We start from the raw sequence: 22,315 nt of genomic DNA on the forward strand, positions 1-22,315 counted from the left end.
TCAGGCAGTCTCCCCCGTCCGGGCCTTCAGGGCCACGAGCAGCTTGTCGATGAAACCGCCGAAGGCGCCGTTGCTCATGACGAGCAGCACGTCACCGGGCTGGGACTCGCGGGCCACCAGGTCCACGAGCGCCTGCACGTCCGTGGAGCCCTCCGCGGAGATGCCCTGGGCCTGGAGGTCGCGCACCAGCCGGGGCACGTCCAGCTCCTCGCCCACGGGCACCTTGTCGTGACGCTCGGGCACCTTGAGGCTGGCGCGGGAAGCGCCGGTGAAGGAGTGCGCGTACTCCTCCTGGTGGATGTTGCGGCGGCTGGTGTTGGAGCGGGGCTCGAAGATGGCCCACAGCCGGCGCTGGGGGTAGCGGCGGTGGATGGCGGAGATGGTCTCCCGCACCGCCGTGGGGTGGTGCGCGAAGTCGTCCACCACGAGGATGCCGCCGGGCTCGCCCCGGGGCTCCTGCCGGCGCTTCACGCCGCGGAACGACGCGAGCCCCTGGGCGATTTCGTCGAAGGACAGGCCCAGGCCGCGCGAGGCGGCGATGACCCCCAGCGCGTTCTCCACGTTGTGCGCGCCGCCCATGGGCAGCGTCACGGTGCCGAGCACCTGGCCGCGCTCGACCACGCCGAAGCGCGCGCCGTCGGGGCCGTAGGAGACGTCGCGCGGGGTGTAGTCGGCGTCCGCGCCCTCCTTGGCGACGTACGTCACCACGCGGCCCTGGCAGCCCTCGCGGGAGAGCTTCACCGCGTTGGGGTACGCGGCGCAGACGACGAGCTGGCCGTCGGCGGGGATGAGGCGCACGAACTTCTCGAACGTGGCCTCGTAGTGCGGCAGGTCGCGGAAGATGTCGGCGTGGTCGAACTCCACGCTGGTGAGGATGGCGGTGCGCGGGCGGTAGTGGAGGAACTTGGAGCCCTTGTCCCAGTAGGCGGTGTCGTACTCGTCGCCCTCGACGACGAAGTGCGGGCCCTTCCCCACGCGGTAGTTGCCCGCGTAGTTCTGGGTGACGCCGCCCACGAGGAACGAGGGGTCCTTGCCGGCCTCGACGAGCACGTGGGCCATGAGCGAGGACGTGGTCGTCTTGCCGTGCGTGCCGGCGACGACGACGGAGTGCGAGTGCGCGAGGAAGAGCGAGCCCAGCGCGGCGGGGAAGCTCATCTGGGGGATGTGACGCTCGCGGACGGCGGTGGCCTCGGGGTTCACGCGGCGGATGACGTTGCCGATGATGACGAGGTCGGGCTTCGCGGTGTCCAGGTTCTCCGGGCGGTAGGGCGACGCGGCGGGGATGCCCCACGTCCGGAGCATGTCGCTCATGGGCGGGTAGACGTTCTCGTCGCTGCCCGTGACGTCGTAGCCGGCGGCCTTGAGCATGCCGGCGAAGGAGCCCATGCCGGTGCCGGCCACGCCCACCAGGTGGATGCGGCGGACGCTGCCGGGTTGGAGGGTTTCGAGGACGTTACCGTTGTCGTCAGGCATGCGGTCCCTGCTGGGTGGAAGTGAGGCCGAGCGCCTCCACGACGAAGTCGTGGAAGACGGGTCGGAAGTCGCGGATGCGCAGCTCCTGGCGTCCGTGGGCCACGCGGTTGGTGACGAGCGCCACCACGAGCGAGCGGCGCAAGTCGACCCAGAGGCTGGTGCCGGTGAAGCCCAGGTGGCCCACCGCGCCAGGGGGCGCGTCGCCGATGAAGCGGCCGGCGCTGGAGACACCCTTGGAGGGCGAGTCGAAGCCCATGGAGCGGGTGCTGCCGGGGACGAGCGGGTCGGTGGCGAGCACGCGGTACCAGAGCGGGCCCGGGGCGAGCACGGCGCGGGAGCCGGTGCAGTCGGCGAGCACGGCCTGGCCGAAGCGGGCCACGTCCACGGCGGTGCCGAAAAGGCCCGCGTGTCCGGCGACGCCATCCATCACCCAGGCGTTGTCGTCATCGACCTCGCCCGGGCGCGTGGGGGCGGTGGGCACGTCCTTCCACAGCCCCTCCTGTCCCGGTGCGGGCTCGCGCGGGCGGGTGGCGCCGGTGGGGGCGGTGGTGCCGTCGACGGGGAAGTCGGTGAGGCGGTGGAAGCGGGCGGCGAGGCCGAGCGGCTCGGCGACGTGGCGCGAGAAGAGCGTGTCGAGCGGGGCGCCGCCGGCGCGGGCGAGGATTTCGCCGAGCAGGATGAAGCCCACGTCGCTGTACGCGGAGGTGGTGCGGGGCGCGGCGGCGAGCGGCGTGGCGGCGGCGGCCTGGAGGACCTCGTCGCGGACGCGGGCGCGCAGGGCGGCGGGGCAGTCCGCGTCGAGCAGCGCAGGGTGCGCGGCGAGGGCCTGGGCGAAGAAGGGCACGAAGGGGGGCAGGCCGGAGCGGTGGTAGAGCAGGTCCGCGACGGTGACGCCGGCGTCGCCCATGGGGGTGCCGGGGAAGTAGCGGGACACGAGCGTGTCCGGGCCCACCTTGCCCTCGGTCCAGAGGCGGACGAACAGGGCGGTGGTGGAGAGCACCTTGGTGACGGAGGCGAGGTCGAAGCGGGTGTCGCCGGAGGCCTTGCCCGCGACGCCGCCGAAGACCTGGACGCCCCGGTGGAGGACGACGGCCTGGGCGGCGGGGAAGACGCCGATGCCCACCGCCTCGTCGAGGAGCGTCTGGAGGACGGCGATGGGGTGCTGCTCGGGGGGGGCGCTGCTCATGCGCGCACGGCTCCTTCGAGGAACGTGAGGCGGGCCGCGTCGGCGTCGAGGCGGACGTGGGTGCCGAGGGCGACGGGGAAGTTGAGGTCGCCGTGGCCGATGGGGAAGCCCGCAGCGCACGGCAGGCCCTCCTCGCGGGCGAGGTCGCGGAGCACGTCGGCGCTGGAGTAGTCGGCGCCCTTCTCCTCGCACGAGGTGAAGTCGCCCAGGACGATGCCACGCACGCGCGAGAAGACGCCCGCCAGGCGCAGGTGCGTCCACATGCGGTCGAGGCGGTAGGGGCGCTCGGTGACGTCCTCGAGGAGGAGCACGGCCCCGTCGAGCGACGGCAGGTACGGCGTGCCCAGCAGGCGGGAGAAGACGGAGAGGTTGCCGCCCAGGAGGACGCCCTCGGCGGTGCCGGGGACGTAGGTGGCGGTGCCCGTCAGCGGCGGCGGGGCCTCCGGGGACTCGAGGAGGCGGAAGTACGCGTCACGGACGGCCTGGGGCTGCTTCCCGAGCTGGGTGATGACGGGGCCGTGGATGGAGACGCGCCCTTGCGCCTGGAGGGCGGCGTGGACGGAGGTGAGGTCGGAGAAGCCGGTGAAGAGGCTCGGGGGGGCGTCCGCGAGGGGGAGACGGGGCAGGAGCCGGGCGCTGCCGTAGCCACCGCGGGCGCAGAAGATGGCGTGGGCCTGGGGGTCGAGGAGGGCCTGGGAGAGCTCGTCGGCGCGGCGGGCGTCGTCTCCCGCGAGGTAGCGGTGGGCGGCGTGGAGGTCGGGGCGGAGGATGGGGGCGTAGCGCTCGGCGAGGACGGCGAGGCCCACCTCGAAGGTGGGGCGGTCGAACGGTCCTGCGGGGGCGACGACGTGGACGGGGTCCCGGGGACGGAGCGGGAGGGGCTTGAGCCAACGCACGGGCGCTTCATAGCACCGGGGGCTCGGGGGGTAGCGCGATTCGAGACAGCGGGGCGGCGGAAGCGTTGAGTCCCCCGGTCCGTCGGGACGAGGACACTGCGACCGCCCGCCGCCCCCTCCCCTACCCTGCCGAGCGCTCCATCACCGCCGCGAAGAAGGCATCGGTGCCGTGGCGGTGGGGAGCGACGAAGAGGAAGTCGCCGCGCAGGCAGGGCTCGGGGAGCCAGCCTTCGCCGGGGCGGACGAGGTGGTAGTCGGGGCGCGAGGCGAGGAAGGCGGAGACGACGTCCTCGTTCTCGGCGCGGTTGACGGTGCAGGTGGCGTAGACGAGCCGGCCGCCGGGACGCACCAGGTCGGCGGCGCGGGCGAGGATGTCGCGTTGGAGCGGCGGGAAGCGGGCGAGCTCCTCGGGGGAGGTCCGGAAGCGCAGGTCGGGGCCCCGGCGGAGGGTGCCCAGTTCGGAGCACGGGACGTCTGCGAGGACGCGGTCGGCGCCGAGTCCTGGGGCCGGGGGTGTCCGGAGGACCTGGACGCGGGTGAGGCCGGCGCGGGCGGTGCGTTGGAGGAGCCGGTCGAGGCGCTCGGCGTCCGGGTCATGGGCCAGGAGCCGGCCGGAGTCGCGCATCTGGGCGCCGAGCAGGAGCGTCTTGCCGCCGGCGCCCGCGCACAGGTCGAGGACCGTCTCCCCCGGGTGGGCGTCGAGGACGAGGCCGAGGAGCTGGCTGCCCTCGTCCTGGACCTCGAAGAGGCCCTCTCGGAGGGGGGCGAGGGCGTAGAGGTTGGGTCGGGGGCCCTCGATGTGGAGGGCGAGCGGGCTCCAGGCCCCGGGGCGGGTGGGGACGCCCTCGGCGAGGAGGCGCTCGGCGAGCGCGTTGCGGGAGGTGCGGAGGGGGTTCACGCGGAGCGTGATGGGGCCTGGGACGTTGAGGTGGGCACAGAAGTCCTCGACCTCGGGGCCGAGCTCCCGGGCGAAGTGGTCGGCGAGCCAGTCCGGAAGGGAGGCCTGGAGGGCGAGCGAGGGCGGCGGGGTGGAGGTCAGCGGGAGAGGAGAGTCCTCCCCTACCCCGGCGATGGCGGCGGCGGTGGAGGCGGGGACCCGGGCGAGGCCGTGCAGGAGGGCGTAGAGGAGGAAGGGAGGTGGGGCGTCGTCGCGGCCGAGGAGGAAGGCGAGGCGGTGGCGCCAGAGGCCGACGTTGAAGAGGGCCTCCTTGAGGGCCTGGCGCTGCTCCCGGGAGAGGTCGCGGTGGGCACGCAGGGTGCGATCCACGACGCGCTCCGCGGGCGCGCCGCCGAGGACCTCGGCGATGGCCAGGGAGGCCACGGGGGCGAGCCCGGCCAGGGCGGCCCAGGGCTGACCGTGGAGCCGGGAGAGTGGATCAAACGGGACTGTTGACAGAGGGGGCTCCGTTCTCTAGAAAGCGCGTCATCGCTGCAGCGACGTCCCGCAGCGGTGGACATATTCCCCGATAGCTCAGCCGGTAGAGCGGGTGACTGTTAATCACTAGGTCCGTGGTTCGAGTCCACGTCGGGGAGCTGAACGAAGGGCCCTACCAAACGGTAGGGCCCTTTTTGTTAAACACGGGCCCCGCGATGACATCGTGGGGCCTTCGTGCTTAAGCCGCTGAACCCCAAGGGATTTTTCCTCGCGGTGCTGAAGAGAGTGCTCTCGGCTCTCTACCCCGCAGAGCGAGATACCCCCTCTTCTCCGCCGCCGACCGGGCTCTCTAATGCGCTCTTTCACCCGTTTTGGGGAGAGAGAGGCCGAGAGCGGTTAACAGGTGCTGTTAACTTTTGGGGCAGCGGTTAACAACATTCCCCAGGAGACCCGCTCTTTCCGCTCTGATGTTTCTGGGAGGGCGCCTCTCTCTGCTTTCTGGTTTCGCCTCTCCCCTGCATTGTAGCTCCCGGAGAGCGTGCCGCACGGCTCGCATGGGCCACTCTAGCTCGTACTCCTGGTAAATGCGGTCGGAGCAGACCGCCGATCCGCGCACCGCCGCTCCATTTCACCTGCACCAGCTCGCGGACAACCTGCGATGGCTCGCGGTCCATCGGCTGCCCCTATCGGCGCCAGCGAATCTCGCCCAGGGAAGGTGCCCTGGGAGCGCCTGGACTTCGTGCGCGCAGAACGCGACTGTGGACCTAGTTTTAACGACAGAGATCCATGACGCCGCCCACTCCTCTTTCAAAACTTCTCTCCGACGCGGATTCTCGCCGTAAGTTGGCGACCGCCGAACTCGTTCAAGGAAGTCGAAGCGACCTCGGCCAGTTCCTCACTCCAGGCCCGGTCGCGCGCCTCATGGCCGACATGTTCGCTGAGTTGCCGAAAAGCATCCGGCTCCTCGATGCAGGAGCAGGCGTGGGCGGCCTCACCGCAGCATTTGTGGCAGAAGCGTGCCTGCGTGGAGGCAGCCAGGCGATTGTCGCAACGGCATACGAAGTTGACGATGTTCTCGCGCCACACCTGCGCGAGACCTACGCAAACTGCCGGGCGACATGCGGAAAGCACGACGTCGGATTTACGGGACGTGTGCGAAATGAAGACTTTCTCGAAGCTGCTGTGAACGAGCTGAGGGGCAGCATCTCATCGCCGCCAGTCGGCCTGTTCAATGCAGCCATCATGAACCCGCCGTATCGGAAAATCGGAACGGCGTCGAGGGAGCGCCGATTGGTTCGGAGCGTTGGCCTCGACGCAACCAATCTCTACGCGGCCTTCGTGGCGCTCACCGTTCGCCTATTAGAGCCTGATGGGCAGATCGTCGCCATCATCCCGAGATCATTCTGCAACGGGCCGTACTTCCGCACCTTCCGCGACACATTACTCTCGGAGACAGCGATCCTTCGCATCCACGTCTTCGACTCACGTAAAGACGCCTTTAGTGATGATGGCGTACTGCAAGAGAACGTCATCATCCACGTTCGCAAGAGCAAAGCGAAGCCGCACAAGGTCATCATCTCATCGAGTTCCGGTGGCCCTGATGGAGACGTGGTCGAGCGGCTCTTGCCCTATCGTGATGTGGTTCGAGCTGCCAATGACGATCAGTTCATCCACCTCCCCACGGATGCCGACGATGACCGAACGGCACGATGGATGGCAACGTTACCAGAAACCCTCAAGTCGCTCGGGCTGACTGTCTCCACTGGACGTGTGGTCGACTTCCGCGCAAAGGACTATCTGCGACCAGCTCCCAGCAAGACGACAGTACCGTTGATCTATCCGTGCCACTTCAGCAATGGCACGATTTCTTGGCCGAAGTTGGGCGCCCGCAAGCCGAATGCACTCGAAGACTGCGCCAAAACTCACAGTTTGCTGGTTCCTCGCGGATACTACGTTGTGACAAAGCGCTTCTCATCAAAGGAGGAGCGCCGGCGCTTGGTCGCGGCCGTTTACGATCCCGAAGTCATGACCGCGCCGCAGGTCGGCTTCGAGAACCACCTCAACTACTTTCATCGAGGTGGTCAGGGGCTAAGCAAGGAGGAAGCCTTTGGTCTCTGCGCATTCCTCAACTCGGAGCCCATCGATAGGTACTTCAGGCAATTCAACGGACACACGCAGGTCAATGCCACTGACCTTCGGAGCCTTAGGTACCCAAGTCTTGAGGCGCTCAGAGAGCTGGGAAAGCTCCGGTTGGTGCCCGGTTCGACCGAACTGGAGACCTCGATTCGCGAGCGATACCCGCTCGACTAACCACTACTCGAAACTTTCAACGTGAAACTGTCGAGAGGGGTCCTCAAGGATCCACAACATGGTCCCGGGAGCGAGGTTCTTGTGCTTGCTTTGCCTTGCTGCCGCGTCTTTCCATGAGCGGTACGTCGTAGTGAAGCCGATCGACGCATTGGGTCGACCGCGATGAATGAAGCGTTTCGCCTGCTGGACCTTGTGGAAATCGACCTCGCCGTCACTCGTCACCGCCTCGATAATCCAGAAGGCGCCGGTGCCCGGGCTGTAGAGGAGCACATCCGGCATCGCGTCTTCGAGGCGAAGTTCAAGGCCGGCCTTTGCCATGCGCTTCTTCGCGTCCTCGGGGACTCGATCTCCGTCGCCGTCGTCGATATAAAGAACCTCGAAACCTGGGAGGAACTTCGGCGCGTAGAACTCACACGATGCCTTGATGAGATCGCTGTGCTTGGTGTCCGTCGCCGCGCGCACATGCTCGGCCAGCTTGGCCTGGAGATCGAGCCGGCGACGAACAGCATCCTCGGCGATCCACGAGCCGAGCATCGTCTTCGCTTCCTTCGGCGACACTTGAAGAAGCGCCTTGAAGTCCTCGGCGAGGCGATACGCGGAGTTTGAGGACTTCGCGACAGGATGTCCGGCGACGAACTCTCGACGAGCCGGATCGAGCGTCACCGCGTTGACGGCGCCCACCTCGCGCAGGGGCTTGATCCAGTAGTCGCGCCCCTCTCGGTCCAGCTTGCGGTCCCCGCGCTGGAGAATCCCTACATGGCACGCCAGGTGGGCCGTCGAAGCGCCGTCAGCAAACTTCGCACCGGACGGCGCCTTGCTGAACCAGCTCGGCTGCTGGTCGTCGAGAAGAGCGAACACGACATCAATCAGCTCTTCGGAGACTCTATCGATGCCAGCAAGCACCTCGCGAATTCGCTCCTTGGTGACGCCCTGGAGCGTCACAGGAACAGGGCTCCTGCCGGCCTTCAAAGCCGCATTGCGAATCTTGGTGACTTCTTCCTCAAGCGCCACGAGTGATCTCCTGGCGCAAGTGTACTGCCCGATATCAGGGAAGAACAGCTTCGATGTATGGTCGGGATGTCGACTACCTCCAGAGAAGGCTTCCCCCTCTGAGAGGTCCCGGGCCGGCAGAGGTGGGAATGCCGAGCCCGGGACGTCCTTGAGGTCTTCATCTGGTGGTCCATGACACCTTCAGGCTCGGTACCACTCCACCTCGTGGAAGAACTGCGTGAGCGAGTAGTCCAGCAGCGACTGGCGGGATTGAATGTACCGGCGGGCGCGGAGGAAGGACAGCCGGACGCGCATTCCAACGCGCACCTGGGACTCTTCCTCTTCGCCCGCAGCCCCCACGTCCCGCCCAATAAGAACCAAACTGAAGGTAGGTTCCCCCACGGTGAGCATTGCGCCCATGCATCTGCACCGGGCCAGCTACTCAATCAACGAAGAACTCGGACGGGTGCGCTTCGACGTAGTGCAGGAAGCAGTTCTGCAGCTTCTCCTCGCCCATGAGGCGGTCGCTCAGCGGGTCGATGTGCTCGTCCAGCCAGGCCCGCGGGCGCGTATCGAGTATCCGGCGACGCTCATTCTGCGTCTCCGGAGGGGTTGCGCCGAAGAGAGCGAAAATGCCCGCCCGCACCGTCGCGGCATGTTCGTCCGCGCCAAGTTCATCGAAGCCTTTCAGCACGAAGTCGACGGCAGCCGGGGGGAAGTTGTACAGCGCCTGGTCCAGCCCTCCGTTCTCCACGTCTCGGATGAAGTACGTCGTAAGAGCCAGCACCCGTTGGCCATGCGTCCCCACCGTCGCATCATGGTCGAAGGCGGGCTCCATGAGCCTCCAAAGCCGCTCACCGGGGGGAAGCCCCTCGACGCTCGCGCGAGCAAGGCGCGTCTCAGCATTCACCACACCTTCTCCACCCACTTGCGCCAGAGCAGGCTCCGAACCGGACCGCACCATGCCGTCCGCGTCAGAGGGCGAAGCGAGAGGCATCACCCTTTGTGGATCTGTCAACGGCTGGGCTTCAAAGCCGGAGTCGCTGACCTTGAGGACGACGTAGAACGTCACGCTTGGATTGAGGAACAGGGTCAGGAACTCTTCGGCAGGCATGGGTTGCACGCCCCACCCCACCGCATCCTCGTCGAACCCGAATACCTGCGGAGGGGGGATGAACTGCAGCGCGTCGGTCGCCAGCTCGCGACTCTGAAAGACAGGGACACCACCCTCAGTCCCTGGCATCCAGAACATACCGGCACGCTCACCGGCAGCAGTCTGCGCCTCAAGGACGTAGTACGAGTGACCTTCCGGGGGGCGGACATCCTGCACGCGCATCATCCGCTCGGCGATCAGCTTGCTGATTTCATCGTTCGGCTCTTCCACGGCCATGGCGTCTCCTACTCACTGGATACGTCGGGACGACCCCCACCTATAGCGGAACCATAGGGGCGTCCCGACATCAGCAACAGAACGAGGGACCGTCCATTACTGCGCAAACGCCCGCGCGGATACTCAGGGCCGGTACCGCTCCACCACATGGAAGAACTGCGTGAGCGAGTAGTCCAGCAGCGACTGGCGGGACTGCATGTATCGGCGGGCGCGGAGGAAGGGCAGCCAGACGCGCTTGCCAACGCGCACCTGGGACTCCTCCAGCTTCTGCCGCAACACCCACGCCCCCCCCAACCGCCGCACCAGTACGTTCCCCAGATAGGCACCGAGCGCCGGCGCTGTGTGACTGTCGATGAGTTCGCGCTCGTACCGCTCGGGGAAGTTCTCCCGCCAGAAGTAGAAGTCCAAGTCCGTGAGGGACTCGGCCGTCGCGTCCATGATGGAGGGCACCTTGGTGTGAAGCGCCGCCACGAGCCCCTCGGACAAGTCACCATAGGACTCGAGAACACGCTCCGGATTCGCCACGTCCGAGGGATGGGCGACAGGGAGCCACTCCTCCGGCACCGGCGGCCGGAAGGCGTTGAGTTCGGCAATCTTCCGTTGCCGCTCGCTGATGGCGAACTCGTCCGGCAGTCTTGAGAAGAGCGGCGCTAGGTCCGGGTGGAATCGAGGCTCCACCGGAGTGAGCGCAGCGCTGCGCTCCCGCAGCGTGCGAAGCACCGTGTCGAAGTCGAGGTCGGGCCGCAGGTGAACATGGGCGCGGGCCTGCGCCACGCGCGCCTCCTCACTGGCGAAGTCCGCGGCAGTGGGCCACAGCACCAGGAGGACGGAGCCGTTGGGCAGCTCTTCCACGAGGTGCGCAGGCGTCGAGAGCATCCGCTCACGGCCAACGCGTTCCACGAGCTTGGGGCCGAAGATGTTCAGCCAGAACAGCTCATAAATCTTGTCGAACCCATCTCTTCGCGCATCTCGTTCCCTACGACCAAAGCTAGGGGAGCCAGCCAACTGCTCGTCCGCAATACTGTGAGCCGACGAATAAGGAACCGGGTACCGAGCGGCCCAGTCCCGGGCCACACTCACGAGAGTGCGACAGGAATCCACTCCGGAGAAGAAATCAAGCGGTTGCACGTCAAGACGGGAGTGAAAGCTGGACTCGCCCTGCGCGAGCGTGAGGTTGAGCCCCAGCGATACTGCGGGACTCTCCGATCGGTACAGCCCAATGATTGAGCCGTACTCATCGCGCCGTTCTTCCACCGCACGCCACACAGCCTCGCGAGAATACTTTCGCTTCCGCCCAGACTTGACGATTGTTGGCATCCAGCCTTCGGCATGCTTTTCAAGCGCATCGAATAGCGGCGTCAACGCGCGCTCCACGCCTGCTGTCGCGTCGAACCTCCCCTCGAAGGAGAAGCTCAGGCTATCCACCTTGTTCAGGTCATGCAGTGTCAACAGCTTCATTGGAACTCTACCTCCACGCCCTTAATCTTCTGCTCCGCTATCTTTGCCGCGTCGGTAAATAACTTCGGATTTTTTGGCAGAAGCCCCGTTCCTTCATAGACAAGACGTACTCTCTGAACATCCGCCTGTTGCCGCATGCCATCCCTAAGAATCTTCAGTGTCCCACCGTAGTACTTCATCGCGTTGCTCGCATCCGTATTCACCCGCACCTGCAACTCCTCCCACTTCAGAAAGCTGAGGTCTCGACTCTTGAAGCTGAACGTCTCCACTCGGGGTGGCTGGCCCGGTGGGGGGCGCTCCTCGAGGACGAGGACGTCGGCGTACCGGAAGTCCACCTTCGACACGCCCACGTGCGTCTCGATGCGCGGCTGTTCGAAGTCGCCGAGCCACCGCCGCTGTGCGCGGGGCAATGCAGCATCCGCCTCCAGGATGGCGATCATGGTTCGCTCGAAAGCCATGCCCCGAGCATAGTAGGCGCGCATCCCCCCGTAGCCCTCCCACTTCAGGGGGCCCTTGACGGCGTCACCGTCCCGAATCTCCTTCAGCCGCCTCTGGCGGTAGGCGACGTACTCCTGCCAGAGCGGAGCCCCCTTTTCGACTCCCGGCGGCGGCTCGTTCAGCTTGGGCGCCATCTCCTTCAGCAGCTTCACGTCCTTCGGGAGACGGGGCCCCGAGGATTCCAGCTCCGCCTGGAACAGCTTGGCCCTCGCGGACTCCTTTGCGCCGACCTTGGCGTCCTGCGCGAAGAGGTCCAGGTTGACGTACCGATTCCCGCTTGCGCCCCGCGAAGCCGCGGGCTGCGCGGCCTCGCGACTCGCGCCCCCTCTCGTCGCCGCAGCCCCGGAGGACTCGCGACTGGCCGCCTGCGCCTCCGCAGCGGACACCTCAGCGTTCTGCTCGAAGAGGTCCAGGTTGACGGGCCGCTTCCCTGCGGAGCCCCTGGTGGCCACGGCCTGGGCGGACTCAAGGCTCGCTGCCTCCATCAGCACGGCGTGCGCCTTCGCGGGGTTTCCGCGCGCCTCGTACAGCGCCAGCAGGCCCGCCTCGCCCCACTCGGCGGCCACCAGCGCGCCCTCGCGGCTCGCCTGGAGGTAGCGCAGCAAGTCGCGCGCAGCGGTGATGCCGAGCTGCTCCTCCAGGCGCGCCACCAGCGCCTTCATGCCGGCCACGTCGAGCGCTGGCATCTGGAGCCGCCCCAACCCTCCGCGCGACTCCATCAGGGCACGAGCGCCCTTGCCCCCGGCGTACACCGCCACCGCCAGCGCGGCCGGCGCCAGCTCACGCGTGGCCTGCTCGTACTTGCCCTGCGACAGCGAGTACGCCCCGTGCCCCGTCCCGGCCACCAAGTGGTAAAAGCCCACCGGCACACCGAAGGTCAGGTGGTCGAAGGCTCCCGCCGAGAGGCTTCCCGGCGAGTAGTGCCTCGCCATCAGGGCCTTCTCCACCTCGTCGATGGCAGCTTGGTAGGGCGACGGCATCTGCCCCCGCATCGCCATGAGCTCCGTGTACCGGGTCTCACCGCTCACCAACGTGCTGGAGAGAATGTCCCGACCCGCGCGCCCCAGCCCGCGCAGTACGTCGCCGGCCTGCTCGCCCCGCTCCGGGTAGGCCGCCAGCTCCATGCCACGCCGCTTCAGCTCCTCGCGGACTACGGCCATGCGCCCCAGCGTGTCTTCCAACTTCTTGTCGCGGGCGAGCCGCTGCACCACCTCACGCAGTTCGTCGTCGAAGGTCGAGTGGAGAACGAAGAGGGCGAACACCTCGGCATAAGGCACGCCGTACTTCTCCACGGCCGTGATAATGAAGTGCGCGCGCTTGCGACTGAGGACTTCCGAGGCGTCTTCGTCCATCGGCCCCAGTGCGCCCAGGCGGACCGCGTCCCATGGATAGAGGGACTGCACCACCACGCCCATGTTCCCCACCCCGCGCTGCATGGCCACGAACTCCGCAGGCGAAGCACACGACAGGAAGGGCTCCAGCACATCCCGGCTTTGAGTCAGACGGGGCCAGCCAGGAGGCAGGGCCTTGCCGCCACAAGCGAAAGCCCCTCCCCCGCTGTTCGAGCCGCGCGCACCCTCCTCGTGGAGGGCCCTGCCGATGACTCCACGTCGAAAGCCCATCGGCCCCGGGTCTGGCGTCCCATCCGCGGAGCCCGACGTCTCCCCCTGGTACACACCCGTCGCCGCGCTCCTTGCCGCCTGGTAGGGCACAGTGACGGGACTGAAAGCCAGGACGGCCCCACTGCCCGCTTGGCCCGGCCTCGCGGGCAGTGAGGCGCACCCGGAGGCCAGGAGGGCCACCACCAGCGCGAGGCCAAGCCCGCTGCACCAAGGCCGCTCAGCGCGCATTGTCCACCCCCAGCCCCACGGAGGCGAAGGCGCCTGGCCGCAGCGTCCCCTCCGCCGTCGGGAAGAGCAGTGTGCCCCCCTGCCCCACTGCGTACAGCTTGCCGCCCAGGAAGCGCCACCGCACGTCACCCAAGGCGAGGTAGCGCGCGCCCGACTGGCCCGCGCCCACCGCCAGGCCGCCCACCCCCACCGAGAGGTTGCGGTGGAAGAGCTGCGTCTCTAGCCGGCCGTCCACGTCCACCCGGCCCCAGTTGAACACCTCGGCGCCCATCGACAGACGGAAGTGGCGCTGCCCCAGCACGCCCAGGCTCTCCGCGTCCCAGTTGAAAATCACCTCGCCCTGGGCCGAGTACCCATCCGGGAAGGGCGCGTCCGCCTGTGGCACTGCAGTCGGGCCAGCAACCTGGAAGCGCGCCAGCTCGTAGTCCGGGCCGAAGGCGCCCTGACGGAAGCCTCCACGCTGGAGACGGCCCTCCAGGCGCGCGCGCATGTCTACCGTCGAGGACATGTACTCCGCCCCCAGTCCCGCCACCGCGCCCCACGCGCCGCCCTCTCCAGGGCGCCCGCCCCAGCCCACATTCGCCTGCAGCTCGAAGCCACCTTTCCCGTTGCGGCGGCTCACGAGGATGGCCGTCCCGTCGAGGTGGGCCAGCGTCATCGGCTCCGACGTCCCTCCGGCCTTGCCCCAGTCATGCACCGCGGACAGCGCCAGCATGTACTTCATGGGGTACGGCTGTTGGCGCATGAGGATGTGCTGCACATCCAGGACAACTTCCGCCCCCATCAGCCGCGCGCCCAGCACGTCCGAGGCGAAGGCCTCGACGTAGAGGGGCCTCAGCATCCCCGTCACCACCGCGCCGGCTGGGTTGTAGTTGGGGTTGCCGCGGTTGCTGTAGCGGCGCACCAGATGCCCGGACAGCAGCGTGTACGACTCCAGGGCGCCCACCCACACGAAGTTCGGCGCGTCGCCACCCACCATCAGGTTCTGCACCACCTGGCCCCAGTCGGAGAGCTCGTCCCAGTCCTCCTTGCGCACCAGACTGCCTCCCGCGTCCCCGCCCCACATGCGCAGGCGCACCGGAGCGCCCAGCTCAAGCTGGAGGACGCCTGGCTTGACGACCTCCATCCGTGGGTAGACCTGCAAGAAGCCTTCGTCCCTTCCAACCCCTCGCCGCGGCAGCAGCGCCCACGTCGTGGCCTCCAGGCTCAGCCGGTTCGCCCAGCGAGAGCCCGAGCTGGACGTGGTCGGAGGCGATTCCTCCTCTTCGGCCTCGTCGTCTTCAACGACGCCTTCGAGAGGCTCGTCGACGTCCGGTTCGAGGAGGATGGTTTCGTCCAGTCCCGGGACGCCCTTGGACTCGGGCGGTACCTCCGCCCACCCCACTCCAGGCAACACCAGCAGCAACACGACGGCCCAGCGCATGGACATCGACATCTCCTGTGAAGGCCCCTACAGAGGGCAAAGGGCAGAGGTCTCCCGTCTGGTCCGACAGAGCGCCGAGCCGCGGGGGAATGCATTGCATTGCAGGAGTCGCGAGCAGGCCGACTGGGCCAAGCAATAGACACACGTGTCACGTCACGGCGCCGGGAAGCCCGGCCCCGTCCCGACGGCAGGCAGACGTGTCACGCCTCGGCGCCAGGAGACCTGGCCCCGCTCATGACTCCAAACGTGCGAATAGGGATGATTGAGGAGAGATTCCTCAGCGGGCGTCAGGCATGCAGCCCGACGAAGCGCAGACGGTGACTTGGCGCACGACGACCGTCAGCACGCGCCTCCGTTGGCGGTACCTGGGCCTCTCTGCGCAGCGCGCGTCCAACGCCTACTTCGATGTGGAGCTAGGAAGGTGGGTCAAGCGCGCCGCCCTCCGGGCGCTCTCTGCAGCCAAGGAAGCGCGCAGGCGCGCGACCACACTCCATCACAGTGGGGGACACGTCATCCTCCAGGGCATGCCATAGCGAACTAGACCAATAGGTATAGTCGATTCAACCCTGAATTAACAGGCCGCACAAGCCCCAAACGCCGAAAACCTATGAGAGGGCTTGGCAGCAGTCCTCGCGGGGCTAAGGGAAGGTGACGTTGCCCAGGGTGACGGTGCGCCGCATGTCCACATCCCAGAGCTTGAGTGTGAAGGAGCCTTGCGGGGCCTCGGACGCGGCCTCGGCCTCCACCACCACTCGCTGGGACGTTGAACCAGGAGCCACAGGGCCCGACTGCCACACTCGAAGCACCTTCAGCTCGTCGTTGGTCTTGCTCCGGAGCATCGCCCCTACGGCGGTCCACGGCTGGGCATCCCCCCGCGACACGAGGCCCACCTCTACGGCCACTCTGCGGGCTGTGCGGTATGCACGGACGTAGTGCTTGTCTGCTGCAGTTCCTGGGGCCTGAGTTACGCCGTCAGTTACGTCGCGGAAATCAATCCCACGCCCGTCCAAGACCAGTGTCGCGATGAGTCCCGTCACACCATCAGGAGCACTTCGTTCCACACTCAGGCGCTCAATCTCCTCTCGGCATTGCGCCACTTCAAGGCGTGCCTGTCGGACTTCCTCCTGGTATGTCTCGACGCTCCTTTTGCGTCGATTGACCTCGACGAGCGCCTCAGATCGTGCCGGGTGCGCAACCAGCACAATCGTCGCACTTGCTGGGGCCGCTCCATCCTGGAAACGTACCGTCAGCTTGAGCCGTTCTCCCGCCGAGATTTTCTCGGAAGGAATCAGGCGCAAGGTATTGAGTCCAGCATCCACCATCCCGAAACGCTCGCGCCCCTCGAGCGTCAGCCCTTCTCGACTCACCTCCGAATCAAAGAGGAACACCGTCGAGAGACCGGGGCTCACCGCCACTTCTGCCGCTGGCGGAGCATCATCCGAGACCAGCTCGATTCGGCGAATGCTCAGCCCCACGCTGGATGACGGCGACTGAGCCAGAGCCGTCCCTCCTCCTGCGAGCAGGAGGAGAAGAAGACCGGCCGACACTGAATGCATGCGACGTTTCTCCTGGACCAAGCCAGCGGCGACACCGCTGGCGACTCACGGGAGTCTGTAAACCTGTCATTCAAACTCGCTCACTGCCTTGACAAAAATGGCTGAGTACACGCGGGCCTTTCCCGAATCCCCTCCCCCTTCCTTTATCGTCAGTCCGCGGTTGAGAGAGGTGTCCAAAACCTCCAGGCACACGGGGTAGCTCGCTCCGCGAAATCGCGCGCGCGTCAGTCGGCCATAGAGGCGATCACTCACAAAGACCCGTCCAGACAGCGTGGCGTAGTCCGACCCCACAACAATCTGTACCGAGCCTTCCCTCACCGTGACGTACTTTTGTTCCCCCCGGACGAAGCTCGCCCCCTCCTTGTCCCCGATATCCATGCCCAGCACCTTCATGCCCTTGGCGCTTCCCTCCGGGCACGGCTCGGGCTCGGGGGCAGGGCGCACCTGGGCACCGGAGCAGGCCAGCGTCATGCAGAGGGCCGTCGTCGCCAGGCCAGGGCCAACGGCCTTCGTGGCCCTCTTGGCGGGCGCTGGCGAGGAGGAAGGGGTGTCACTGTTGGGTGTGGTCACGGTGGCAGTCACCTCGGTATACGTCGCGGGAAGCGCGACGGCCGCAGGTGTTGCCTCCGGCCCGGTGGGAGCTGCGGCTCGGGCAGCTTGTGGTTTCTTGGCATATGCCGCTACTTCTTGACCTGCCACCGAGGAGGTCTGGGGCCCCGGTGGCAGAGGCGTCTGTTGCGAGAGGAGTGCCCCTGCGGCCAACCCGCCGGCCAGCAGCCCCGCGCCCAGCACACGTCCCATCCTCAGCCGCGAGAGGAACGAGCGCCGCCCCGCCTCGGCCACGGGGGCCATGGGCGCCACCTCCGGGGGTTCCGCCGCAGGTGCGGCCTCCGCCCCCGCCTCGTGCGGCAGGCTCGGCCCCTGCGCCTCCACGGGCCGCAGGGCCTCAGGCGCCAGCGGGGCCTCGGGGACCAATCCCGCAGGCACGCCTTCGCCCAGGACTGCCGGCAGGCCCGGTCCAAGCGCCTTGCCACGACGCATCTGGCTCAGGGGCCGCTTCGCCCAGCGAGCGAACTTCTCCGCCTCGCCCTCGTTCTCCGTGGTGGCCGCGTTCGGGCCATACGCGTCGAACAAGGGCGTGTCCCACGCCTCCCCTTCCGCCCCGGCCAGGAGCTCTTCCAGGGCTGCACAGACAGCGCTCGCGTCGGGGCGCGCCGCAGGCTCCTTCTCCAGCAGTTGCATGCACAGCGTGCCCAACTGCACCGGGACAAAGCGGTTGGCGAGGTGAGGGGGCACAGGCGCCTTGCCGATGACGCCTTCGACGTACTCCTCGTCCCTTCCGGCGTCGAAGGGCAGTCTCGCGGTGAGGAGGCGGTAGAGGACAGTGCCCAGCGCCCACATGTCGTCGGAGGGGACGGACACGTAGCGGGCACCCGACTGCTGGCCTAAGTGCTGCCGCCAGAAGAGCCATGCCTCGGGGGGCCGGTACTCCATTGTCCCGGGCGGCAGCAGGGACTGGGTGACGCCGGGCGCGCCTCTGTAGTCCCCAATGCCGTAGTCGACCAGCACCGCCAGGCCGTCTGCGTCGCGCACCATGACGTTGGCGTCCTTCACGTCCCGGTGCACCACTCCCGCCGCGTGCGAGGCCTCCAGCGCCCGCGCCACGTCCAGCGTCACCTTCGCCACCTGACGCGCCGAGGGGTTCTCCTCCTTCACCCACTCGCTCAGCTTCCGCCCTTCCACGTACTCCATGGCGATGAGGGCGTAGTCGCGCTCGCCGGCCTGCCAGTAGGAGAAGCCGCGAATCCCCACCACGTTGGGGTGCGTCAGGCGCAAGAGGATCGAGACTTCCTTCTCCACCCGGCCCTCCACCCGCTGCCGCTCCACCAGCTTCAGCGCGCAGGGCTGCCCATCATTCGTTGCGAGGTACACCGTGCCAAAGCCACCCCGGTCCAACTGCCGCACCACGGTGTAGCCCTTCACCACATCCCCAGGGGACAGGACGGCCGGGGGGCCATTCTCCCTCATGGCGACTTCCTCCGGGCGACTCTGTAGGACAGCGGGACTGTGGCCACGCGCATGCGACTCCCTCCCGGCGCCGGCCCACGCTACCAGAAGCCCAGGGAAATCGCGCGAAGTCTTCCCCCACTCCCAACCACCAGCCCGGGAAGCGCCGAGACTCAATGGTTGAGTCAATTAGACTTGAAGGTACAGTTTATTCGGAATGCGCCTCCCTCCTGACGTCCTCACCTTCCTGCCTCCACAGCAACATGCCCGCCCTCTGCCTGCTGTCATCGGCGAGGCCCTGCGCGCGGCCCGCCTCCGCGCGGGCCTGCGGCAGACAGAGGTAGCGAAGCTCGTCTCCATCTCCCGCAACGCCTACAGCCGGCTCGAACGCGGACTCATGCTTCCCAGCGTTCAGACGCTGTTCCGGCTCTGCACCGCCGTCAGTGCCACGCCCAACGAGCTGCTGGGCTTCCCCACCAGCCTGCCACCGGGGATGGGCGCTACCGCCAGGGAGGCCCTGCGACGTCGCGTGCGGCTGATGGATGGACGACAGGCCCTTGCCCTCGTTCAGCTCCTGTCGAACGTGCGCTGACGGAATCGAAGTCCCTCGACAACGCACAACTCAGGTATACTCCCCTGTACCTATGGACCAACAACTCGCAGGCCACCTTGGCGGCATCGTCCGCCTTGCTCGAGAGCAGATGAGTCTGACGCAGGTTCAGGTCGCGGAACGCGTCGGACTGAATTCTGTCGTCTACAGCAGAATCGAACGCGGGCTCATGATTCCCAGCGTCGAGACGATGAAGAAGCTGTGCATCGAGTTGATGGTCTCCCCGGAGGACCTGATGGGCCTCACCGAGTCCTCGGGCGGAGGAGGCCGGGCTCGGCCAGAGGACGACACCACGTTGCGCCGGCTCATCTTCGTCGCGCGGAAGCTCGACGCAGGGAAGATGGACGCCCTGCTCCACGTCGCCACCGAGCTGGCCCGCTGAAACAGCTTCGTGAGCGCCTCGCTTAGAGAGCGCAAGCGCGGGGTGCAGGACCTCATACCGGGGCCCTGCACCAGCGCGAGCGCCTCCTGCGGCGACAGCCTCCCGACGAAGGAGGCGTCCCCTACGCCGCGCCGCGCTCCCGCAACTCCTCATTCACGTCGGCGAGCTGCGCCTCCAGACTCTTCTTCCTCAGTTGGAGGCGGGCCACATCGTCCAGCCCCGCTTCCTCGTCGAGACGCCGCTCCTTCGGAGGGTCGGCCTCCAAGTCCTCACGCACCTCCACCGTGAGGACGTCGCCCGCGCGGATGTCGTTGGCGTAAGACCACTTCAGGTGCTCTCGGTACTCCCTGCCCACGGAGCCCCCCACATGGAGGCCCAGCTCCGGGTTGTCGCGAGTCGCATCGTCGGGGCGGCGCACCCACGTCAGGATGGTGGTGAGGACACCGAAGTCCGGCCCCCCCGCGGTGGTGAGGTGCCGGCCATTGCGCAGGACACGGAAGCAGAGCATCGGCGGCCTACTCCCTCTTGAGGCCCAACTCGTGCGCATCCAGGCCCGCCGGGTAGCGGCCGGCCTCGCCGAACTCCACCTGGTCCCGCAGCTTCCCTCCCTCCGACACGACACGTGCCGCCTCCTTGGCGGCCTCGGCACGCCCATAGGGCTCGCGGAGCCGAGCGTGGGCAATGCCCCGCAGCGCATCCCGCATGTCCGCTGCCGTCGCGAAGCGCTCCTCGGGGTTGAGACGCAGCGCGGTGTGCAGCACGGCCTTGAGGTCCTCGTTGAGGTGGGCCACCGCCTTCTCGACGACGTCCAAGTCGAACGTCTCCATGAGGGCCTGCATCTGGTGCAGCGGCAGCGAGGGCGGCACCTCCGTGCGCAACCGCGTCTGCTTCGCCACCACCCCCGGGACGTCATGCACCTCGAAGAGGTGCCTGCACGTGAGGACTTCCACCAGCATCACCCCCAGGCTGAAGACATCGGAGCGCGGCGTCAGCTTCTCCCTGCGCAGGTATTCGGGGCAGCAGTACGCGACGTCCCCTCGCAGCAGCGTCTCCGGCGATTCCTCGCGTCCCACCATCACCGAGTAGGCCGCGCCGAAGTCCAACACCTTCACCTCCCCGTGGAGCCCCAAGGCGATGTGCCGGGGACTCACGTCGCGGTGGATGATGCCCAGGGGAACCCCCTTCTCCGAGGTCAGCGTGTGCGCGTAGTGCAGCGCGTCCGCCACCTCCGCCCCCACGTACAAGCCGAACCCCTCCGAGAGGGGCTGCCCTCGCACCAGCGCCGCGCACACCAGCGTCTCGAGCGAGGGCCCACCCACGTACTCCATGACGGCGTAAGCGGCATCCTCCAAGTCATCCGCCCGCGCGTGGAAGATTTGAGCGATGTTGGGGTGGTTGAGACGGAAGGCCAACTGCACCTCCTCGTACATTCTCTGCCGCTGAATGAAGGTGACGGGGTTGGCGAGTTGGCGGATCAGGCAGGGGCCCGACAGCACACCGTCCGCCACGCGCCGCTCCACCTCCAGGAGCCGCTCGCCATTCGGGCGCACCTCCAACTCCCTCACGCCTTCGTACCGCACGCCTTCCACCTCGAAGTGGACGTGCGGTGTACCGCGTGACGGCAGGGCCGGGAGGCTGGACGGAAAGTCCTCCGTCGTCACTTCATCATCCGAACGCTTCGGCATGGCGGTGCTTCCTCCTGAAGACAGGGCGCGGATTCACGGCCAACGGACCTCGTCGTCACCGCACTCCGCACGGAGACACCAAAAGGTCTAGTTGACTTGACCATGAACTAGCATGACCCTCCAATCCTGTGAAGCCCACTGCAACTCGCAGCGGACAGTCCGCAGCCCCAGGCGCATCTCTCCTGGGTGCATGGCGCCCCAGCCCTGGCTTCACCTGTGGGCCCTGGCCGTTGGTAAAGGAAAGTTGACCCGTGAGTAAAGCCATTGACTGGGGGCCGATTCGCGCACTGGCGCGTCGTGTCTCCACTGAAGGAGGGCACCTGCCCTTCACGCCCAAGGAAAAGGCGCTGCTGAAGCGCACAGCCGCCGAGGTGGGCATCAGCGCCAGCGAAGCCAAGAGCGCGCTCGCCACGGAAGAGGGGGCGCTGGGCCTCTTGGATGAGGAGTCGCGGCGCATTCGCGAGGGCACTCGCCGCCTCATGGACGCGCTGCACCGGATGTACCAGCACAAGGACCAGGGGGAATTGGCGAGCGCCCGCCAGCAGATGCGGGACGTGCTCGCCGTGGAAGTCGTACCTCACTACCGCGCCCTCGCCCAGGGGCAGCTCGAAGCCATGGCCGACGAGCCGTGACAACGTGCCGCAGGAGCGCCCTCACAAGAGGGCGCTTCGCGGCCCCACTCAGGCGGGCGTCACCTTGTCAAAGGGGCGCACCACCGGCCTACCGTCGGAGACGCGGGCCAACGTCACCGTCTTCGCCTTCTCGTCGACGGCCGTCACCTTCGCCGTGAAAGCGCCCCGCCCCTGCTTGTAGCGCACCTCCTGTCCCTCCACGTAGGAGCCGGGCGTCGCGGGGCCGGGACTGGCGCTGGTGGCGGCGGGCGCGGGCGTCGCTGCGCGTCCCGCTCCGCGTGGGCGCCCCCGGCGCTTCTGGGGGGCGGGCCCGAGCTTCGCAGGCTTCGACGCGGCCTGCGACTTCACCCACTTGCGCACGGGCACCGAGGACGGCCGCCTCGGCGCGGGCACCGACTCGGGGGCTGGGGTGCGCTTTCTCGCGGACGCGACGCGCGTCGGGCTCGCCTCAATGCCGAGGAATTGAGCAATCCTGCCCAGCAACTCCAGTTGTCCCTCCATCAGCTCCAACTGGCGGCCCATCGCCTTCTCCACCGCCTCCTCAACCGCAGCCTGGACAATGCCCTTCATGTCGCTCTGCATGTGCGCCTGCTC

19 protein-coding genes and 1 tRNA gene are annotated in these 22,315 nt (G+C 67.4%); 5 read left to right on the top strand and 15 right to left on the bottom strand.

The annotated features are described in order from the left end of the window. The 4 genes from mpl to LZ198_RS35535 all read right to left on the bottom strand — a co-directional run bounded on the left by mpl (position 1) and on the right by LZ198_RS35535 (position 4,876). Complete coding sequence (gene mpl, locus LZ198_RS35520) at positions 1 to 1,473, bottom strand: UDP-N-acetylmuramate:L-alanyl-gamma-D-glutamyl-meso-diaminopimelate ligase (protein WP_253976574.1); 1,473 nt, start codon at positions 1,471 to 1,473, stop codon at positions 1 to 3. Continuing rightward, positions 1,466 to 2,659 carry a serine hydrolase domain-containing protein gene (locus tag LZ198_RS35525; protein ID WP_253976575.1) on the bottom strand — a complete coding sequence of 398 codons (1,194 nt, stop codon included), beginning with the start codon at positions 2,657 to 2,659 and terminating at the stop codon, positions 1,466 to 1,468. The genes mpl and LZ198_RS35525 overlap by 8 nt, the downstream gene beginning before the upstream one ends. Then, the gene (locus LZ198_RS35530) at positions 2,656 to 3,555 is read right to left on the bottom strand and encodes a S66 peptidase family protein (RefSeq protein WP_253976576.1); all 900 of its coding nucleotides are present in this window, start codon (positions 3,553 to 3,555) and stop codon (positions 2,656 to 2,658) included. Before LZ198_RS35530 ends, LZ198_RS35525 begins: the two co-directional genes overlap by 4 nt. Before the next feature lie 121 nt (positions 3,556 to 3,676). Continuing rightward, positions 3,677 to 4,876, bottom strand: coding sequence for an RsmB/NOP family class I SAM-dependent RNA methyltransferase (locus tag LZ198_RS35535; RefSeq protein ID WP_253976577.1), 1,200 nt, complete (start codon positions 4,874 to 4,876; stop codon positions 3,677 to 3,679). A gap of 139 nt (positions 4,877 to 5,015) precedes the next feature. On the opposite strand from LZ198_RS35535, the gene LZ198_RS35540 reads away from it, so the two are divergent. Together LZ198_RS35540 and LZ198_RS35545 are read left to right on the top strand one after the other, a co-directional pair. Further along, positions 5,016 to 5,088: transfer RNA gene (locus LZ198_RS35540), tRNA-Asn, on the top strand. A gap of 628 nt (positions 5,089 to 5,716) precedes the next feature. After that, the gene (locus tag LZ198_RS35545) at positions 5,717 to 7,240 is read left to right on the top strand and encodes an Eco57I restriction-modification methylase domain-containing protein (RefSeq protein ID WP_253976578.1); all 1,524 of its coding nucleotides are present in this window, start codon (positions 5,717 to 5,719) and stop codon (positions 7,238 to 7,240) included. A gap of 3 nt (positions 7,241 to 7,243) precedes the next feature. Here LZ198_RS35545 and LZ198_RS43520 read toward each other — a convergent pair whose 3' ends face one another. The 8 genes from LZ198_RS43520 to LZ198_RS35580 form a co-directional block, all read right to left on the bottom strand. After that, the gene (locus tag LZ198_RS43520) at positions 7,244 to 8,251 is read right to left on the bottom strand and encodes a BsuBI/PstI family type II restriction endonuclease (protein WP_253976579.1); all 1,008 of its coding nucleotides are present in this window, start codon (positions 8,249 to 8,251) and stop codon (positions 7,244 to 7,246) included. A 180-nt stretch (positions 8,252 to 8,431) separates the two neighbouring features. Continuing rightward, positions 8,432 to 8,557 carry a hypothetical protein gene (locus LZ198_RS43055; protein WP_256560210.1) on the bottom strand — a complete coding sequence of 42 codons (126 nt, stop codon included), beginning with the start codon at positions 8,555 to 8,557 and terminating at the stop codon, positions 8,432 to 8,434. A gap of 115 nt (positions 8,558 to 8,672) precedes the next feature. Then, complete coding sequence (locus LZ198_RS35555; protein ID WP_253976580.1) at positions 8,673 to 9,620, bottom strand: DMP19 family protein; 948 nt, start codon at positions 9,618 to 9,620, stop codon at positions 8,673 to 8,675. Positions 9,621 to 9,743: 123 nt separating this feature from the next. Then, a complete protein-coding gene (locus LZ198_RS35560; RefSeq protein WP_253976581.1) occupies positions 9,744 to 11,078 on the bottom strand; it encodes a hypothetical protein in 1,335 nt (444 codons plus the stop codon). Next, positions 11,075 to 13,426 (bottom strand): hypothetical protein, encoded by a 2,352-nt coding sequence (locus LZ198_RS35565; RefSeq protein ID WP_253976582.1) that lies wholly within the window; start codon positions 13,424 to 13,426, stop codon positions 11,075 to 11,077. The genes LZ198_RS35560 and LZ198_RS35565 overlap by 4 nt, the downstream gene beginning before the upstream one ends. Then, on the bottom strand, positions 13,416 to 14,855 hold the full coding sequence (locus LZ198_RS35570; protein ID WP_253976583.1) for a hypothetical protein: 1,440 nt from the start codon (positions 14,853 to 14,855) through the stop codon (positions 13,416 to 13,418). The genes LZ198_RS35565 and LZ198_RS35570 overlap by 11 nt, the downstream gene beginning before the upstream one ends. A gap of 632 nt (positions 14,856 to 15,487) precedes the next feature. Then, complete coding sequence (locus LZ198_RS35575; protein WP_253976584.1) at positions 15,488 to 16,405, bottom strand: DUF2381 family protein; 918 nt, start codon at positions 16,403 to 16,405, stop codon at positions 15,488 to 15,490. Positions 16,406 to 16,471: 66 nt separating this feature from the next. Next, the gene (locus tag LZ198_RS35580) at positions 16,472 to 18,433 is read right to left on the bottom strand and encodes a serine/threonine protein kinase (protein WP_253976585.1); all 1,962 of its coding nucleotides are present in this window, start codon (positions 18,431 to 18,433) and stop codon (positions 16,472 to 16,474) included. A gap of 196 nt (positions 18,434 to 18,629) precedes the next feature. On the opposite strand from LZ198_RS35580, the gene LZ198_RS35585 reads away from it, so the two are divergent. Together LZ198_RS35585 and LZ198_RS35590 are read left to right on the top strand one after the other, a co-directional pair. Further along, entirely contained in the window at positions 18,630 to 19,004 is a 375-nt protein-coding gene (locus LZ198_RS35585) for a helix-turn-helix domain-containing protein (RefSeq protein WP_253976586.1), read from the top strand. A 52-nt stretch (positions 19,005 to 19,056) separates the two neighbouring features. Further along, positions 19,057 to 19,404 (top strand): helix-turn-helix domain-containing protein, encoded by a 348-nt coding sequence (locus LZ198_RS35590; RefSeq protein ID WP_256560200.1) that lies wholly within the window; start codon positions 19,057 to 19,059, stop codon positions 19,402 to 19,404. Between the two features lie 121 nt (positions 19,405 to 19,525). On the opposite strand, the gene LZ198_RS35595 is transcribed toward LZ198_RS35590, so the two are convergent. Next, the gene (locus LZ198_RS35595; protein ID WP_253976588.1) at positions 19,526 to 19,912 is read right to left on the bottom strand and encodes a hypothetical protein; all 387 of its coding nucleotides are present in this window, start codon (positions 19,910 to 19,912) and stop codon (positions 19,526 to 19,528) included. Between the two features lie 7 nt (positions 19,913 to 19,919). Further along, entirely contained in the window at positions 19,920 to 21,089 is a 1,170-nt protein-coding gene (locus LZ198_RS35600; protein WP_253976589.1) for a serine/threonine-protein kinase, read from the bottom strand. 251 nt (positions 21,090 to 21,340) lie between these two features. Between LZ198_RS35600 and LZ198_RS35605 the strand changes: the two genes are divergently transcribed. Then, positions 21,341 to 21,721, top strand: a complete 381-nt coding sequence (locus tag LZ198_RS35605) for a DUSAM domain-containing protein (protein WP_253976590.1) — start codon at positions 21,341 to 21,343, stop codon at positions 21,719 to 21,721. Between the two features lie 48 nt (positions 21,722 to 21,769). Here the strand turns inward: LZ198_RS35605 and LZ198_RS35610 are convergent, their stop codons facing one another. Continuing rightward, on the bottom strand, positions 21,770 to 22,303 hold the full coding sequence (locus tag LZ198_RS35610) for a PspA (RefSeq protein ID WP_253976591.1): 534 nt from the start codon (positions 22,301 to 22,303) through the stop codon (positions 21,770 to 21,772). Positions 22,304 to 22,315 lie beyond the last annotated feature (12 nt).

Origin of the sequence: Myxococcus dinghuensis, from assembly GCF_024198235.1 — a bacterium.
Lineage (GTDB): Bacteria > Myxococcota > Myxococcia > Myxococcales > Myxococcaceae > Myxococcus > Myxococcus dinghuensis.